Raw genomic sequence first — 16,875 nt, 5'->3', positions numbered from 1 at the left:
AAGGCGCAAAGCCTGCAACAACCCTTTGCGTCTTCGCGCCTTTGCGTCAATCAGAAGCTTCCTTTACCCCAAGTGTGAATAGTTACGTTGCTGATAAAATTTGACGCATCCGGCCCCGCCATGGTAGTATATAGCTCGTTCGCCGAGGTAGCTCAGTGGTAGAGCAAACGGCTCATAATCGTTAGGTCGCGGGTTCGAATCCCGCCTTCGGCACCAGTCTATGGGTGTTGGGTGTTGAGTAATACAAGGCTCAACACTCAACACTCTTTTTTGTTGTATGGACGATCTGCTGCTCAACCGGGTACACACCTTCTTGCAGTCCCAGCGGCTCTTTGATCCTCATTGTCGGGTGTTGGTCGCAGTTTCGGGCGGCCCCGATTCGCTCTGCCTGCTGCATGTGTTACTCCGGCTGCACGCCCAAGGTGGCCCCGCATTGCATGTTGCGCATCTTGATCATGGGTTTCGTGGCGCGCAATCGGCGGCGGAGGCGGAGGCCGTGGCGCGGTTGTGTGCCGCGTGGGGTCTCTCCATCACCCTGGGGCAGGTGGATGGCCCCGATCTGGCGCGGCGCTTGCGGCGCGGGAAGATGGCCGCCTCCCGCCAGGCGCGCTACGCCTTCCTCAGCGAGATCGCGCAGCAGCAGCAGGTTCACGCCTTGGCGGTGGCGCACACCGCCGATGACCAGGCTGAGACGGTGTTGCTTCACGCATTGCGTGGGGCTGGCCCGGCGGGGCTACGCGGGATGCGCGATCATGTGGCGTGGCATGCGTGGCAGATCGGGGCTACAGCGGCGCTGGGGGCTGATCTGATCCGCCCGTTGCTCACCACTACTCGCGCCGAGATTGTGGCCTATTGCGCCGCGCAGCACCTCGAACCGGCGGATGATCCGAGTAACCGTTCCCCTCACTATGCGCGTAGCCGCGTGCGCCACCAGATCATGCCCGTTCTGTCCCGCGACAATCCCCAGATTGTGGCCGCCCTCAGCCGGACGGCCCAGATCTGTGCGGAGGATTATGCCTATATTCAAACCATGCTCGATCAGATCTGGCCGCGCTTGGTTGCGGTCGCCCCGACCCAGATCGAGATCGATCTGACGGTGTGGCGCGAGTTGCACCCGGCGTTGCGGCGCTATGCGTTGCGGCGGGCCGCGAGTGGCTTGGGGGTCGCAGAACTGAGCTTCGCCCAAGTCGAAGCGGCGCGCGCCTGCCTTGATGCTGGCGCTCCGCCCCAACTCGATCTGGCCCAGGGGCTGCGTCTGAGCTATGCCCCAACACGAGCGCGAATCTGGGTTGTTGGGCGATCTTGCCCTGCCGCCACAGTGCCGCAATTGCTTGTGCCATGGCTCGATCTGAGCCTGCCGGGGCGTTATGATCTCGGCGCGGGCTGGGCCTGTGAGCTACGCACCACCCCACCAGCGACATCGAGCCAGTGGTGGTTGGCGCTGCCCACCCGGCTGGCGGCGGGGCTGGCCTTACGTGGCCGTCGCCCCGGCGACCGCTTCCGTCCTGCTGGGGGTGTGGGCAGTCGGCGCTTGCAAGATTTCTTTGTGGATCGCAAGATCGCCCAACATCTGCGTGATGCGTGGCCACTTTTGGTGCGTGGTGAGGAGATTCTATGGGTTGTTGGCCTGCGCACTGCGGCTCAGGTGACAACGGATACGGATCATATCTGGATTGGATGTGTACAAGAGGAGTAGCGTGATCATGCAGGCGGATATTGCCAAGGTGCTGATTGATGAGAAGCAGATTCAGGAACGGGTGCAGGTTTTGGGTGCCCAGATCACGTCCGATTATGGTGCGCGTAGTGATCTGTTGTTGGTCGGGGTGCTAAAGGGCTGCTCCATGTTCATGATGGATCTGGTGCGGACGATCGATCTGCCGCTCACCTTCGACTTTATTGCGGTGGCCAGTTATGGCGAAAGCACCCAGTCGAGTGGGGTGGTGCGGATGCTCAAGGATCTAGAGACCGACATTGCTGGTCGCCACGTACTGATCGTTGAGGATATTATTGATAGTGGCCTGACTCTCGCCTACCTGCGCAGCCAACTCTTACGCCGCAACCCGGCTAGCCTGCGCATCTGTACCCTGCTCAACAAGCCAGAGCGCCGCACCGCCGATGTGCCGGTGGAGTATTTGGGCTTTGACATACCCAATGAGTTTGTGGTGGGTTATGGGCTAGATTATGCCGAGCGCTACCGCAATCTGCCCTATATTGGCGTTCTCAAGCCGGAGGTGTATAGCGAGTAGGTGCGGGATACTACTGCTGGGCTAACACCTGATTGACCATTTGGGTCAGGACGTGGGGATGAAACGGCTTCTGCAACAGCGCATGATGTTCGGGCGTGTGGGGGCCGATCCGATTTGTATCGCCGGTCATAAAAATGACCCGTTGCACCCGATTGGTGTCCCGTAGATGACGGGCGAGTTCAATGCCACCGAGGCGCGGCATGTCAAGATCGGTGATCAACAAGTGGATGGGGTGATCTGAGGAAGTAGCGAAGAGGTCAAGGGCTTCGAGTCCATCAGCGGCATCAACGATCTGGTAGCCTTCGCGGCGGAGGATACGCACCAGAAGGTTGCGTACACTAGGCTCGTCATCCACCAACAAAATAGTGATGTGGTGTGGGCCGATCATGCTGGCTCCAAGGTTAGGCGGTTGGTCGGCCCAGAGGTCATGGTCGCTACGTGGGCCGGATCTGTCTACGGGCGCTTCATTCATAGATCGTGATCTTGATGGTTATATGTGTCATTCCTCGTACTATACAACATCGTATTACCAATGAGCAACTTTTCCGGCGTAAACGGCTGCACCGCATAGGCATGAAGTTTAGGGCTGCCGCCCTCAAACCCACTGTTGGGGCAGCGCCCCAGACCTGCTTTTTTCGCTCATTTTGGCGGCGAAGCCGCCAAAATGAGCGAAAAAAAGTTCTTCGGAGGCGGCGAAGCCTCCTCTGCCACTCAGCTCTGTGCTGGCGTTATCGCATCCAGCAAGAGTTCGGCAATATCGCGGCGTTTGAGGGTCTCATCGCGGCCACTATTCTTGGCTGCGTCCTCAAACATCACCATACAGAAGGGGCACGCCAGCGCTAACGTATCTGGCTCATCGGTGGTGAGTTGATCGAGGCGGATGGCGTTGATGTCACGCTCGCCCTCGCCCTCCAACCAGACATTACCGCCGCCGCCGCCACAACACATGGCGCGTTCGCGGTTGCGCTCCGGCGCTTCGAGCAGCGTAATGCCGGGGATGGCACGCAGGGCGCTGCGGGGGGCCGCGTAGACATCGTTATAGCGCCCGATGTAGCAGGGATCGTGGTAGACCACCTTCGCATCAAGCTCGCGCACCGGCTTGAGTTTGCCCGCCTTGATCAGCCCGGCCAGCATCTCGGTGTGGTGGATCACCTCGTAATCCACTCCGGCCCCTCCGCCCAGTTGCGGGTACTCATTCTTGAAGGTGTTGTAGCAGTGCGGGCACGTCGTCACAAGTTGCTTAAACGTGTACTGCTTCATGGTCTCGATATTCTGCTGGGCCTGAGCCTGGAAGAGCATCTCCTCGCCCATACGCCGCGCCGGGTCGCCGTTACAGGTCTCTTCTTCACCCAGGATGGCGAAGTCCACCCCGGCGGCCTGGAGCAGTTGCACCATGGCGCGCGCCACCCGCTTGGAGCGCTCGTCATAACTGGGGGCACAGCCAACCCAGTAGAGCACCTCGGCCTCTTCCTTCTCGGCCATCACCGGCACATCGAGGCCATCGGCCCAGGCGGTGCGCTCACGGGCGGGCAAGCGCCACGGGTTGCCCTGGCGCTCGATGCCTTCGAGGACGCGCTTGACGCCCTGGGGTACATCGCTGGCGATCATGGTCAGATTGCGGCGCATATCCACAATATCGTCCACATGCTCGATCATCGCCGGACACTCGTGGACACAGGCGTAACAGGTGGTACAGGCCCACAGTTCGTGCTCGCTGAAGAGGTTGCCATAGAGCGGCAGGGTCTCAATATCCAGCTTCGAATCTTCGGCGGGTTCAAGATCGGCCAGCAACTTGACCGTACCATCCCTAAAGTGGATCGGCTCACTGCGTTGAAGATCGGCCAGTTTGGAGATGATGTACTTGGGCGAGAGTGGCGCACCACTGGCGTGGGCGGGGCAGACACTCTGACAGCGACCACAGCGCATACAGGCATCGAAATCCATGCGCCGCTTCCAGGTCAGATCGCCCAGCGTGGCCACACCCAAACGCGGCTCGTCCTTCTCGATCTCGGCCTCCAGATCGGGGATCACATCGAGCGCCCCCTTGGGGCTGGTGTCGCGGAAGAAGGTATTGAGTGGGGTGTAGAAGATGTGGCGGAACTTGCTGAAGGGCAAGGTGGCGATGAAGGCAAAGGTGGCGGTGGCGTGGGTGTACCAGAGTACCTGATGAATCCCCAGGCCCACTGCACTCCCTTCACCCAAACCAATAGCGCGGAAGATTGTTGCTAGGGTAAACCCAACATAGGAGAGTCGCGCCCAACTCTGCTCATAGACCCACAGGCCATTGAACTGCTGGTTGGCAATGCGCAGCCCCTCGACCAAAAAGCCACCCATACCGAGGAAGAGCAACACCCCCAACACCCAGCCATCGGTACGCCGATTATCGAGGCGGTCGGGGCGGGTGCGATAGCGGCGCCAGGTGGCCCAGATCAACCCGGCCACAAACGCGAGGCCGAGCGTATCGAGGATCAGTTCAAAACTCTGGTAGAAGCCGCCCACCAGAATGCGTCCGGCATCCTCACCCATCAGCGGAATGGTAAAATCCTCTTCCACCGCAATTACATCGGTACCGATGAAGAGCGTGAGGAAACCGAAAAAGATCAGCGCGTGCATCATACCGGGGCGACGGTCGCGCAGCACCTTCTTCTGGCCGAAGAGTTGGGCGAAGAACTCCAACGCACGGGTGGGGATCTGGCCGATGCGTGCCTCAGGGCGGCCCTTGCGCCAACGGGCAATATCGCGCAAGATGCCCCACGTCATCACAATGGAAGTAATCAGGATGATCCCGTAGAGGAAGGCTGGGCCAATTGTGTGATCAATATTCCAGTAGATCTGGCGGAAGAGAACAACCTGCTCTTGATCCATACGCGGCAACCCTGCCCCTTTCTACACCAACGGCTGATAGGGCGGCATCATAGCATCCGTGACACAGCCCGTCAAACCAATCAGGTTAGGTACCTGTTCACACTTGGGGTAAACAGAATCCTCGCATTGACGCAAAGGCGCAGAGACGCAAAGATTTTGTTGAAAACTTTGCGTCAAAACCGGGATGCTAGGCGAAGCCCCCACAAGGCCAGGTTAGGCAAACCGCAGCATCAACTCACTCAACAGCGCGGCGTGGCGAGTCAGATCCTCCAGCGGCGCATGCTCATCGGGGCCATAGATGGCACTATCGGGGCGGTTCATACCTACCGAGGCGATGGGGATCGCGAGGTGTTCGGCGAAGATGTGGAGTGGGATGGTGAGCGGGCCAGTCGGGACGGTATGGAGTGGGCTGCCATAGAGTGCCGCGCCGGCGTCGGCTACTTGTTGGACGAAGGGGGTATCGGGGGGTTGGTGAGCCGGCGGATAGCCACCGGGCATTCGTTCGACGAGAACATCGTTGAAGCCACGTTCGTTTAGGTACCGACAGAGGAGATCGAAGACCACCTCTGGGCGTTGGTTGGGCACCAACTGAAAATCAATAATTGCCGAGGCGGTTGCGGGAATGAAGGCCAGATCGGTATGTGGCTCGCAACAGATCGCGCTCAGGTTGCAGGTTGGCAGAGTCGTTTCGGCGCGTACCAGTGCCGCACCACTCATCCCAAAGAGAAACTCCTTACTCTGCCACGCTTGCAGACGGCCCGCCTCATCAATGCGGATGAGGCGCAGCAGCGCGTTTTCGGCTCGCGAAGGGCCTTCGACGCTATCATAGAAGCCCTCGATACGAATATCCTCATCATCACCCTTGATCGAGCCAAGCGCCCATGTGAGCCGCCAGAGCGGATTGCGCAGAATAGAGGCCATCCCGGCGTGCAATGGGTAGGGACCACCCTGGACGTGCAAGCGCACCTGAAGCCAGCCCTTGGCCCCGCTATAACAGAGCGGAGCGCCATGGGAATCACGTTCACCCTGACTGGCCAGACACGCATCAGCCTGGAAGAGATCGCGGTGGGTGTTGAGGAGTTCTGTGAGGTGTGAACTCCCGCTGATGCCGTGGCCCTCGACGACGATGCGTACCCCACATGGTAGATCGCCATCCTCTTGAATGAGCGTGTGCAGGGCTTGAATGTGGGCGGCCAGTGGCCCTTTACCAGCGACCACCCCACGTCCAAAGAGGTACCCGCTCCGTTCGGCGAGTTGAAACGGCTCGTGCGACCAATCGCGCCAGGGGCCGGGCGGGGCGGTATCGTAGTGGTGGTAGAGCAAGAGGGTGCGAGGGCTACGTCCGGGGCGGTAGCCAACCACCAGCGGGGCACCCTCATGGCTCAGCATACGCACGTGCATCCCAATGCTACGTAACTGGACAGCCACCATCTCCGCGCCTGCCCGGAGGTCGTCAAGCTGACCAGTACCGGTGGGTTGCGCACAGAGAGCGCTTAGGCACTGGGCCAGTTTTGCAGTCATGGGCAGGGATGGAGCAGACACAGTGATGCTCCTGGCAACAGTGTTGGTAACAGCGGTTCGCCGTTGAGAGTCTTTAGAGCATTATAGCATCTCTCGTGCCATCTCTACCAATCTGTTAAATTGCAATGCTGTGCTTGGAACGACAAGCGACCTCACCGCGTTACTGCATTAAATCGCTTATATTGCGCTCATCAAGCGCCATCATTGTATGGAGATCAACCTCGGTGTTACGCCTCTGTAATGCCATAAATGTCCATACTTTGTTGCCTAGAAAATTTGACACCGCTACTATTCCACCGTATACTTTTTCATCTATACCCTACGTGATTACATCGCAGCAATCTAGTACCCTCCATTCCCACATACGTTGGGAATGAAGGTGATCGTCGGGTATACCTCTCCACCCATCGGCCTTCCTCATGGTGCCGGTGTTCCATGCGGTACGTTGACGGAATCTGTGTTTGTGTCAAGGAGGATCGAACAACGATGACTATGTTCTCCAAACGCTCGATTGCAAAGTTGATGACGCTGGGGTTACTCACCCCGGTGCTGGCGGCGTGTGGCGGTGCCCCGGCAGCCGCTCCGATCAAAGAGACGGTGGTTGTCGTGCAGACGACGGCCCCCGAAATCCAGACTGTGGTAGTTGAGGCAACCACTGATCCCAATGCAGATCCCGGTGCAGGTGTAGCTGGCGAAGCCTTTAGCACCCCCCACCCCATCCTGAGTGATCCCAAGGTGCGTCAGGCAATGGCCTACTGCACTAACCGCCCCGAACTGATCTCCTCGGTCTATCCTTGGTTGAGCGAGGAAGAGCAGTTGGCATTGGTTATGGATACCAACCTTCCCCAAGGCCATTGGGCCGCTGCGACTGAGGGCATCACGACCTACCCCTTCGATGTTACTAAGGGTGCAGCGTTGCTCGATGAGGCTGGTTGGACGTTGCCAGAGGGTGCCTCGGTGCGTGAGAACGCTGATGGCGAACCACTCTCGCTGAGCTTCACCACCACCAACGCCCAGTTCCGCCAGACGTGGTCGGCGGTCTTCATTCAGCAGATGTCCGCCTGTGGCATCCAGATTATCCCCACCTATGCCCCTGGCTCGTGGTGGTTCGGCAGTAGCACAGGCTTGGCCCGCCGCGACTTTGAGTTGGGTGCGTATGCCTGGGTCGGTGAGACTGATCCCAAGGGCAATACGCTCTATGCCTGTAACCAGATTCCTCTGCCCAGCAACAACTGGGAAGGCCAGAACTACATGGGTTGGTGCAACCAGACCGCAAGTACTGCGATTGTTGCCGCCAACAATACCCTCGATACCGAGGAACGTGTCAAGCAGTATGGCATCTTCCAGCAGGAATTCACCAAGGATATGGTGAGCTTGCCCCTGTTTAACCGCAGTGAGGCTGCTGCTGCTACCAACCGTCTGAGCAACTTCAAGCCCGATCCGACCGAGTATCAGACCGGGAATGTCGAGGAGTGGGAAGTCAGCGATGGCGATACGGTCGTTATCGGTCTGACCCAGGAGCCTGCCTCGATGTGGACCGTCATTGAGAGCTCGGCGGTGCAGCGTGTGGCTGGCTACCTGACGGGCAATAACGGTGGGCAGGGTTGGGCCTTCACCAGCTATAGCTACGACTACCAGCCCAAGGCGCTGACCGAGTTGCCGACGCTGGAGAATGGTGGCGCGGTCAACAATGAGGTCGAAGTCACCGCTGGTGATATGGTTTGGACCACCGCTGGCGAAGCGGCCGAGTTGGCCCCCGGTGTCGAGATCGTCAACGCTGCGGGCGAGACCGTCACCTACGAGAGTGGTACGGTCACGATGAAGCAGTTGGCGGTCACCTTCACCTACAAGGATGACATCAAGTGGGAAGATGGTGAGCCACTCAAGGCGGCCGACTTCGAGTTGGCGCAGAAGATTGACTGCGATCCTGAGTCGGGTTCGGTCAGTCTGAGCGTCTGTGAGTCGCGTCAGGATGTGGAGTTCACCAGCGACTCCGCGTACACCATCACCTACCTGCCGGGTGTGCAGTGGCCAGAGTACATGATCTATGCTCTGGGCGCGTATCCTTCGCACCAGGTTCTGGCCGATGGCCGCACGCTGGCTGATGTGCCTGCCAGTGAGTGGGAGAGCGTGTTGGAGATCACCGAAGATCCGCTCAGCATCGGACCCTACGTGTTGGAGAGCTGGGAGAAGGGTCAGAGCATGACCTTTGTCGCCAACCCCAACTACTACGGTGGTGAGCCGAAGGTGAAGAAGATCGTGATCAAGTTCATCGCCGACACCCAGCAGGCCGTGGCGCAGTTGCTGACCGGTGAGGTGGACGTGTTGGGCACCGAGACCTTAGGGGCCGGTGCTGAGGTTGAGACGGTGCTTAAGGCCGCTGAGGCCGGTGAGGTGCAGGGCTTTACGATTGCCAGCCCGACCTGGGAGCACGTTGATATGAACCTCTTCGTCAAGTAGGATGATCTTTGTGGGCGGCTTGCCGCCCCCGAAGAACGCTGTTTTCTCGTATGTTGGCGGCGAAGCCGCCAACATACGAGAAAAAGAGGCTCTGGGGCGCAGCCCCAACCATGGGTTTTAGGGCGGTAGCCCTAAACGTAGTGTCAATGGGCAAGTCACCCCCAAACCTCCACTGGATGTGGGCGCGGCTGCGCCCCTACGGGATGCTAAAGGCACGACTGCGATGACAACCTTTCTGATCCGACGCCTCTTCCAAATGATCCTTGTGACGATTGTTGCTGCCATGCTCTCGTATGGTTTGCTCTATGTGCAACCGGGTGGCCCGATTGATGTGTTGCTCGCTGAGCGCCAGAATAGTGGTGCCAATCGTATCCGCGAATCAGATATTCAGCGCGTGATGCAGCGCTTTGAACTTGATCTCGCGATGCCCGTTCGCTTTAGCCGTTGGCTAGTTGGTTGGCCCAAGGGGCCGATCTTCGGCTCAGTGGGTGCGGATTGGGTGGTTGGCTGTGCTACTCCCGGCCAAGTGCGCCTGCGCTACCCCGATGGACGGGTTGAAATTGTTGAAGAGGGTTGTGAAAAGACGGTCACGTTGGCCGATCTCGAAGGGCGTAAGGTGAGCCGTGGGGTGGTCTTTGGCGATTTTGGTGATAGTCAGGTGATGTTGCGTGGCCGTCCCGTCACCGATCTGATCTGGTCGCGCTTGCCCTATACCCTGTACCTCATGGGTGGCTCGATTGTGCTGGCTATTCTGTTAGGGGTGCCGTTAGGGGTCTATTCAGCCGTCAAACAGTATTCGCGTTTTGACTATATTGCTACTACGATAGCCTTTATTGGGACTTCAGTGCCTAGTTTTGTCTTTGGTATCTTCTTCATTCTGCTCTTCTCGGTACTGCCACAACGCGCTGGCTTACCCTATTTGCCGCCCGGTGATGCGGTTGGCGTGCGTGACTACACCATCCCCCTGATTGGAATGGTCGAGGCGGGTTCGTTCCTCGACCGCTTCTTGCGCGTGTTGATGCCGTGTGGGGTGCTCACCATCATCAATCTGGCCGGTTGGAGCCGCTTTGTGCGTGGCAGTATGTTAGAGGTGCTGCAACAAGATTATGTCCGTACCGCCCGTGCCAAAGGGGTGCGTGAGCAGGTGGTTATTCTCAAACATGCCCTGCGTAACTCGCTCATTCCCTTTGTGACGCTGCTGGCCGGGGTGTTGGCGACCATCTTCGGCGGTGCGCTGATCACCGAAGCGGTCTTCAACTGGCCTGGTATCGGACGCCTCTTTATTGATGCGCTCGGACGCAATGACTACAATGTGGCTATGGCGATTCTGTTTGTCAATGTGATCTTGCTCCTCTTGGGCATCCTGATCACCGATATTCTCTATACCATCGTTGATCCGCGTATCAGGATCTCGTAGGAGGGGTGTATGGCAACCACCACCACGGCACTTCCCAATGATGAGGCCGATAAGCGCCCCTCTGAGAGCCAAATGGCGATTGTGCTGCGCCGCTTTCGCAAGCATAAGATCGCGATGATCTCGATTGGGGTGCTCGGCTTCTTCTTACTGTTGGCAATCTTGGCCCCGTTCATCGCCCCCTACCCCCGTGATGCTCCACGTATCTTCGCTACCACCTTGCCGCCGTTGAGTGTGGATCGTGATGGCGACTTCCATCTGCTTGGTACCGACCATCTCGGACGGGATTATTTCACCCGCTTGCTGTATGCCTCGCGAACCTCGCTTGGTACGGCGATCTTTTCAACGGTCATCGCTTCAACCATTGGAATCGTACTGGGCATGTTGGCAGGCTACTTCGGTGGTTGGGTTGATATTGCGATCAGCCGCACCCTAGAGGTGGTTGCTAGTTTCCCCACCCTACCCATCCTGCTCATTCTCTCCGCCGTGGCGGTGCAGAATATCAATGCCATCCCTATTCCTGGCTTTCTCAATGCGTTTATGGCATGGTCGTTTGCTGTCACCGAACGTGAGTCACGTATCATCTTTATGATCATTGTGGTGCTGGCGCTGCTCGGTTGGACCAGCACATGCCGCCTGATGCGCGGGATGGTGCTTTCAGTCCGCGAGAATGTCTATATCGAATCCTCGCGTGCCCTGGGCGCTTCTAATGCTCGTATTATGGCGCGCCATGTCTTTCCCAATGCACTGCCACCGATGATCGTTGATTTCACCCTGAATGTGAATTCCTTCCTGGTGGCCGAATCGGCGATCAGTGTGCTGGGTTTTGGCATCCAAGATCCGACCCCCACCTGGGGCAATATGGTCAACTTTGCCCAGAGTTTTATGTTCCAACACCCCTGGATGCCACTCATCCCAACTCTGCCTATCCTGCTCTGTTCGATGGCGGTCAACTATATTGGCGATGGCCTGCGTGATGCACTCGATCCGCACCAGCGTGCTTAAAGGAGAGCCTTTGTGACGACCGCACCGCACCGTTCAGCCGAACCAACCCAGGAGATTCTGCGCGTCACGGGTCTCAAGACCCACTTCTTTACCGAGGAGGGGGTGGTTCAGGCGGTTGATGGGATTGATCTTGTGTTGCATCGGGGCGAGACGCTCGGTATTGTGGGTGAGAGTGGTTCCGGTAAGAGTGTCACCTCGCTCTCGATCCTGCGCCTGGTGAGCCGACCGGGGCGCGTGGTGGCGGGGACGGTCTTTTTTGATGGGGTGGATCTGCTGACGCTGAATGACGAGGAGATGCGTCATATTCGTGGCAACCGCATCTCTATGATCTTCCAGCAACCCACTACCGCGCTCAATCCGGTCTTTCGGGTTGGTGATCAGATCATCGAGACGTTGGAGATCCACCAGGGGCTGAAGGGCGAAGAGGCCAATGGGCGTTGCCGCGAACTGCTCTCGATGGTTGGCTTGCCCGATCCCAACCGACGCATGCGACAGTATCCCCACGAACTCTCTGGTGGCCAGTGCCAGCGCGTCATGATTGCCATGGCGCTTGCCTGCAACCCGGAGTTGCTGATCGCCGACGAGCCAACGACGGCGCTCGATGTCACCATCCAGGCCCAGATCCTCGATCTGATGCGTGCGCTGCGCGAGAAGATCAATACCTCGATCATCCTGATTACCCACGACATGGGTGTGGTGGCCGAAATGGCCGATAGTGTCGCCGTGATGTATGCGGGGCAGATTGTGGAATATGCCAGTGTGCGTGCGCTCTTTGCCGACCCTAAACATCCCTACACCCAGGGCTTGCTTAATTCGATGCCCATGCTGGGGCAGGTGCGCGATGAGTTGGAGGTCATTCCGGGTACTGTGCCCAGTCTGATCAATCCGCCTACCGGCTGCCGCTTTGCTTCACGCTGTAGCCACCGTTTTGCGGCGTGTGAGAACGATCCAGCTATGCTGGAGTTTGCCGATGGGCGGCGGGTACGTTGCTGGCTCTATGTCGAGAAGAGGTGATGCAGTATGGCTGTAGCGAATGGTGAGCATCTGCTGGAAGTCAATAACCTGAAGAAATATTTCCCGATCAAGGGTGGCCTCCTACGCCATACGGTGGCTACGGTTAAGGCGGTTGATGGGGTGAATTTTCATGTGCGCAAAGGGGAGACGCTGGGCTTGGTGGGCGAGAGTGGCTGTGGCAAAACCACCACCGGGCGCACGATTCTGCGTTTGGAGCAGGCTACATCGGGCGAGGTGCTCTTTGAGGGCAAGGATGTCCTCAAGGCGAGTAGTCGCCAGATGAAGTCGCTACGCCGCGATATGCAGATCGTCTTTCAAGACCCGTATGCCTCACTTGATCCGCGCATCACCGTGGGCGAGAGTGTCGCCGAGGGCTTGGTGATCCATGGTATCGGCACGCCCAAGGAGCGCCAGGAGCGTGTGCGCGAGGTGTTGGCGAAGGTCGGACTACACTCCAGCCAGACCAACCGCTTCCCTCACGAGTTCTCCGGCGGCCAGCGCCAGCGCATCGGCATCGCCCGCGCTCTGATTATGGAACCCAAGCTGATCGTCTGTGACGAGCCAGTGAGTGCGCTCGATGTCTCGATCCAATCCCAGGTGCTCAATCTGCTGCGCAACCTGCAACGCGAATTTGGGCTAACCTACCTCTTCATTGCCCACAACCTAAGTGTGGTTGAGCACATCTCCGACCGCGTGGGCGTGATGTACTTGGGCAAGATGGTCGAACTGGCCAGCCGTGAAGATCTCTTCCGCGAGCCACTCCACCCCTACACCAAGGCACTCATCTCGGCCATCCCCAACCCCGACCCGACCGCCCGGCGCGAGCGGATCGTCTTGCAGGGCGATGTCCCCAGCCCGATCAACCCACCCACAGGTTGCCGCTTCCACCCGCGCTGCTGGATCGCGCGCCCGATCTGTAGCGAGCAAGACCCAGAATTTGCCGAGAAGCGCAAAGGGCATTGGGCGGCATGCCATTTTGCGGGCGAGTTTTAGAGACGCAAAATCTTGCGTCTCGCAAAATCTTGCGTCTCGCAAAATCTTGCGTCTCGCAAAATCTTGCGTCTCCCTCCCCCCTCCACACACATCAGAGGTGGCGATGAACACAGAGATCAAAATGCCCCAACTCGGTGAGAGTGTCACCCAAGGTACGGTGGCGCGTTGGTATAAGCAACCGGGCGATCTGGTGCAGAAGTACGAGCCACTGTTGGATGTTGTCACCGACAAGGTGGACACCGAGGTACCCGCACCAATCTCTGGCCGCCTGCTCGACATTCTGGTTCCGGTTGGCCAAACGGTGTTGGTCGGTACGGTACTGGCCCACATTGGGGATGGCGATGCCGAGCGCGTCACGCCCACCCCGCCCAGTGCCCCGGAGCGGCGCTTTCTCTCGCCAGTGGTGGCGCGGATGCTAGAGGTACACCAGCTTGATGCGGCCCAGTTGGTGGGTACCGGCCAGGGCGGGCGGATCACCAAGCGTGATGTGCTGGCCTTTTTGGAGCAGCGCGACCAGGTGCTACCTGTTCCGGCTCCATCATTGCCCAGCATCCCTGTGCAGGTGGTGGCACCGACGGCGCAGCGCGAAACGGGCGATCTCGTCCCGCTCAGCCCGATGCGGCAGGCGATTGCCGCGCACATGGAGCACTCGGTACGGAGCGCCCCACAGGCCACGACGATCTTCGAGGTGGATCTGAGCCGGGTGGTGCAGCATCGCAACGCCAACCAGGCTGCCTTCGCCGCCCAAGGGGTGCGCCTGACCTACACAGCCTACTTCTTCCAAGCGGCGGTGGTGGGGTTGCGCACGGTGCGCCAACTCAACGCCCGCTTTACTCCAGAGGGCATCTTCCACTACCCCCACATGCACCTGGGCATGGCGGTGGCACTCGACGATGGGCTACTGGTACCAGTCGTGCGCCACGCCGAGGAGAAGAATCTATTCGGTCTAGCGCGGGCGATCAACGATCTGAGCGAACGTGCCCGCACCCGGCGGCTTGCACCCGCCGAGACCCAGGGTGGCACCTTCACGATCACCAACCACGGCAGCACCGGCAGCCTCTTGGCCACCCCGATCATCGCCCAGCCCCAGGCGGGTATTTTGGGCATCGGCGCGATCACCAAGCGCCCGCTGGTGGTGAGCCAGGATGGCCAGGATGCGCTGGCCATCAGGCCCATGTGCTACCTCGCGCTCACCTTCGACCACCGCGTGCTGGATGGTGCGCAGGGCGATGCCTTCCTGATGGCGGTGAAGCGCTTTTTGGAGGGGTATACTGATGTGTGACGCCAAGGCGCAAAGGAACCCCCATCATGGCTGGGTTCCCCGATCATCGCGTAGGGGCGAAGCATCGCCTGCCATGAAGCAGGGGAACCCGAACGAGGTTGGCGGGCGATGCTTCGCCCCTACTCATCCCCCAGCTTCAAGAGCCGCGCCGCCATCCACCCCAGCGTAAAGACCGGGATGGGCTGAGTGAGCGGGATGAGCGCTTCGATAGCAGCTTTGTTGCGTAAGCCGCGCAGCCCCATGCGATCCAGCACAATCCAACTGACCGGCGCGGCCAAAATATCGAGGCCAAAGTCGAGCAGATCGAGCAAGATGACCAGCATGACCGGGATGTAGTGCATGGTGGTGAAGAAGTCGGCATCCTCCGGCACATCCAGATCACGGATCTTGCGGAAGATGAGCACCAGACCGATGATCGCGATCAGGAGCGCGATCCCCATCAGGGCCAGCAGAACCCAGATGATTTCGGTGAGGCCGTTGGGGAGGAGTTGGATCATGCGAGTCTCCACTGTATTGGGGATGATCGGCCCTCACCCCCAACCCCTCTCCCGTGGGCTGCGCTCACAGGAGAGGGGGGCGCATTTCTAGGATGCCTGACGGTACCTACTGTTCGCGATCACCTTCACCAGCCCCGCGAGTAACGCAACCCCCACCCCCACCACCAGCGTCGAAAGCTCCAGTACCGCCCCGAAGCGTGGTTGATACTGATCGAGCAGCTCCAGTGGCGCAACCAGTGGTGTGGTGAGGTTGAAGAGCAGGTTAAAGGCGGGGCTATCGGGGCGGGCCGCCAAGAGCCGCGCCACCAAACGGGCGAGTAACAACCCCTCGATGGCCCCCAGTAAAAACAAGAATGGGTGTCGGTACATCGTTTAGAGCTTCTTCTTCCCCGCCTGCCACTCGCCCCAATCGCGCTCTTCGGCGGCACGGATGGCGCGGCGTTTGGCTGCCCGCCGTGAGAGCGGCACAACCTCGCTCAGCACCGCCCAGAGTGCCTCTTCCAGATGCGGATATTCCTGCAAGGCTTCGTTGATCGTGGCGTAGTCCAAACCGCGCTGGTGGAGGGCGCGAGCAATCTCGCGGGCACCCTCGTGATCACCAGCCAGTAACGCATCTACCAGATCAAATTCGGGTGGTAGTTCTTCGCTCATGGGGGGTTCCTGTTTGATGTAGGGCGCGTCGCGACGCGCCCCTACGCAATGTCCCAATCTCTTTACGCGGTCAAAATGATCGGCCCATCCTCGGTAATCGCCAGGGTATGCTCAAACTGCACCGAGCGCCGCCCATCGCCGGTGCGCACTGTCCAGCCATCGCGATCAAGCTTGGTCGTGGCAATCCCAGCATTCACCATTGGCTCAATCGTGAAGACCATCCCCACCATGATCTTCTGGGTGTTGCGCGGATCATCATAGTGGAGCACCGAGGGATCTTCGTGCAAGTTACGGCCCAGCCCGTGGCCGGTATACTCGCGTACCACCGAAAAGCCATTCGCCTCGGCATGCTGCTGGATCACCGCGCCGATCTTGCGTAGGGTGTTGCCAGCGTGGGCCTGTTCGATCCCCAGTGCCAGACACTGCTTGGTGACCTCGATCAGATGATGGTTCGCATCATCCACATCGCCCACCGGGTAGGTCTCGCAGGCATCGCCGATCCAGCCATTCAGGCGCAGACCAATATCCACCCCGATCACATCGCCTTGGCGCAGGCGCTCCTTCTTGCTGGGGATGCCGTGGCAAATGACATCATTGACCGAGGCGCAGATGGTGCCCGGAAAGGGTGGAATCTTGGACGGCCCGCGCCGCCCGGCGGGAACATAGCCCTTGTAGACCGGATCGGCCCCGTGGCTGCGAATAAACTCCTCGGCGATAGCGTCCAGTTCGGCGGTGCTCACGCCGGGGCGAACATGGTCGCGCAGCAGATCGAAGGTGGCACGTACCAGTTGACCAGCTTCACGTAAGAGGGCGATCTGCTTGGCTGTTTTGAGTGTGATGGGCATAGAGATCTTCTTGTAGGGGCGAAGCATTGCCCACCAACGATGATGGTATGCCCCGACCACCTAGGGGGCAATGCTTTGCCCC

At 59.2% G+C, this 16,875-nt stretch carries 15 protein-coding genes and 1 tRNA gene; 9 read left to right on the top strand and 7 right to left on the bottom strand.

Going from position 1 to position 16,875, the window contains the following annotated elements; translation table 11 throughout:
* Positions 1-141 precede the first annotated feature (141 nt).
* The 3 genes from EKD03_RS14770 to hpt all read left to right on the top strand — a co-directional run bounded on the left by EKD03_RS14770 (position 142) and on the right by hpt (position 2,246).
* A tRNA-Met gene (locus tag EKD03_RS14770) sits at positions 142-216 on the top strand.
* Positions 217-277: 61 nt separating this feature from the next.
* Positions 278-1,696, top strand: a complete 1,419-nt coding sequence (gene tilS, locus EKD03_RS14765) for a tRNA lysidine(34) synthetase TilS (RefSeq protein ID WP_129632440.1) — start codon at positions 278-280, stop codon at positions 1,694-1,696.
* A 7-nt stretch (positions 1,697-1,703) separates the two neighbouring features.
* On the top strand, positions 1,704-2,246 hold the full coding sequence (gene hpt, locus EKD03_RS14760) for a hypoxanthine phosphoribosyltransferase (RefSeq protein ID WP_129632437.1): 543 nt from the start codon (positions 1,704-1,706) through the stop codon (positions 2,244-2,246).
* 10 nt (positions 2,247-2,256) lie between these two features.
* Here the strand turns inward: hpt and EKD03_RS14755 are convergent, their stop codons facing one another.
* The 3 genes from EKD03_RS14755 to EKD03_RS14745 form a co-directional block, all read right to left on the bottom strand.
* Positions 2,257-2,718 carry a response regulator gene (locus EKD03_RS14755; RefSeq protein WP_129632434.1) on the bottom strand — a complete coding sequence of 154 codons (462 nt, stop codon included), beginning with the start codon at positions 2,716-2,718 and terminating at the stop codon, positions 2,257-2,259.
* 239 nt (positions 2,719-2,957) lie between these two features.
* Positions 2,958-5,111 carry a heterodisulfide reductase-related iron-sulfur binding cluster gene (locus tag EKD03_RS14750; RefSeq protein ID WP_129632431.1) on the bottom strand — a complete coding sequence of 718 codons (2,154 nt, stop codon included), beginning with the start codon at positions 5,109-5,111 and terminating at the stop codon, positions 2,958-2,960.
* A gap of 213 nt (positions 5,112-5,324) precedes the next feature.
* Positions 5,325-6,653 (bottom strand): M20/M25/M40 family metallo-hydrolase, encoded by a 1,329-nt coding sequence (locus tag EKD03_RS14745; RefSeq protein ID WP_238613539.1) that lies wholly within the window; start codon positions 6,651-6,653, stop codon positions 5,325-5,327.
* A gap of 465 nt (positions 6,654-7,118) precedes the next feature.
* Between EKD03_RS14745 and EKD03_RS14740 the strand changes: the two genes are divergently transcribed.
* The 6 genes from EKD03_RS14740 to EKD03_RS14715 all read left to right on the top strand — a co-directional run bounded on the left by EKD03_RS14740 (position 7,119) and on the right by EKD03_RS14715 (position 14,800).
* Positions 7,119-9,092: an ABC transporter substrate-binding protein gene (locus tag EKD03_RS14740; RefSeq protein WP_174842882.1), complete on the top strand. Its 1,974-nt coding sequence runs from the start codon at positions 7,119-7,121 to the stop codon at positions 9,090-9,092.
* 223 nt (positions 9,093-9,315) lie between these two features.
* Positions 9,316-10,509, top strand: a complete 1,194-nt coding sequence (locus tag EKD03_RS14735; protein ID WP_129632428.1) for an ABC transporter permease — start codon at positions 9,316-9,318, stop codon at positions 10,507-10,509.
* Positions 10,510-10,518: 9 nt separating this feature from the next.
* Positions 10,519-11,511 carry an ABC transporter permease gene (locus tag EKD03_RS14730; protein ID WP_129632425.1) on the top strand — a complete coding sequence of 331 codons (993 nt, stop codon included), beginning with the start codon at positions 10,519-10,521 and terminating at the stop codon, positions 11,509-11,511.
* 12 nt (positions 11,512-11,523) lie between these two features.
* The gene (locus tag EKD03_RS14725; RefSeq protein WP_129632423.1) at positions 11,524-12,525 is read left to right on the top strand and encodes an ABC transporter ATP-binding protein; all 1,002 of its coding nucleotides are present in this window, start codon (positions 11,524-11,526) and stop codon (positions 12,523-12,525) included.
* 6 nt (positions 12,526-12,531) lie between these two features.
* Positions 12,532-13,518 (top strand): ABC transporter ATP-binding protein, encoded by a 987-nt coding sequence (locus tag EKD03_RS14720; protein WP_129632420.1) that lies wholly within the window; start codon positions 12,532-12,534, stop codon positions 13,516-13,518.
* 103 nt (positions 13,519-13,621) lie between these two features.
* A complete protein-coding gene (locus tag EKD03_RS14715; protein ID WP_129632417.1) occupies positions 13,622-14,800 on the top strand; it encodes a dihydrolipoamide acetyltransferase family protein in 1,179 nt (392 codons plus the stop codon).
* 119 nt (positions 14,801-14,919) lie between these two features.
* On the opposite strand, the gene EKD03_RS14710 is transcribed toward EKD03_RS14715, so the two are convergent.
* The 4 genes from EKD03_RS14710 to map all read right to left on the bottom strand — a co-directional run bounded on the left by EKD03_RS14710 (position 14,920) and on the right by map (position 16,793).
* Positions 14,920-15,297 (bottom strand): hypothetical protein, encoded by a 378-nt coding sequence (locus EKD03_RS14710; protein ID WP_129632414.1) that lies wholly within the window; start codon positions 15,295-15,297, stop codon positions 14,920-14,922.
* An 87-nt stretch (positions 15,298-15,384) separates the two neighbouring features.
* On the bottom strand, positions 15,385-15,666 hold the full coding sequence (locus EKD03_RS14705) for a YggT family protein (RefSeq protein WP_129632411.1): 282 nt from the start codon (positions 15,664-15,666) through the stop codon (positions 15,385-15,387).
* Between the two features lie 3 nt (positions 15,667-15,669).
* On the bottom strand, positions 15,670-15,948 hold the full coding sequence (locus tag EKD03_RS14700; RefSeq protein ID WP_129632408.1) for a RecX family transcriptional regulator: 279 nt from the start codon (positions 15,946-15,948) through the stop codon (positions 15,670-15,672).
* 62 nt (positions 15,949-16,010) lie between these two features.
* Positions 16,011-16,793, bottom strand: a complete 783-nt coding sequence (gene map, locus EKD03_RS14695; protein WP_174842881.1) for a type I methionyl aminopeptidase — start codon at positions 16,791-16,793, stop codon at positions 16,011-16,013.
* Between the last annotated feature and the right edge of the window lie 82 nt (positions 16,794-16,875).

Origin of the sequence: Candidatus Oscillochloris fontis (assembly GCF_004138135.1) — a bacterium.
GTDB classification, from domain to species: Bacteria; Chloroflexota; Chloroflexia; order Chloroflexales; family Chloroflexaceae; genus Oscillochloris; species Oscillochloris fontis.
Note: the sequence above shows the minus strand (reverse complement) of the source record. Positions and strands in the feature narration are given on the sequence as shown.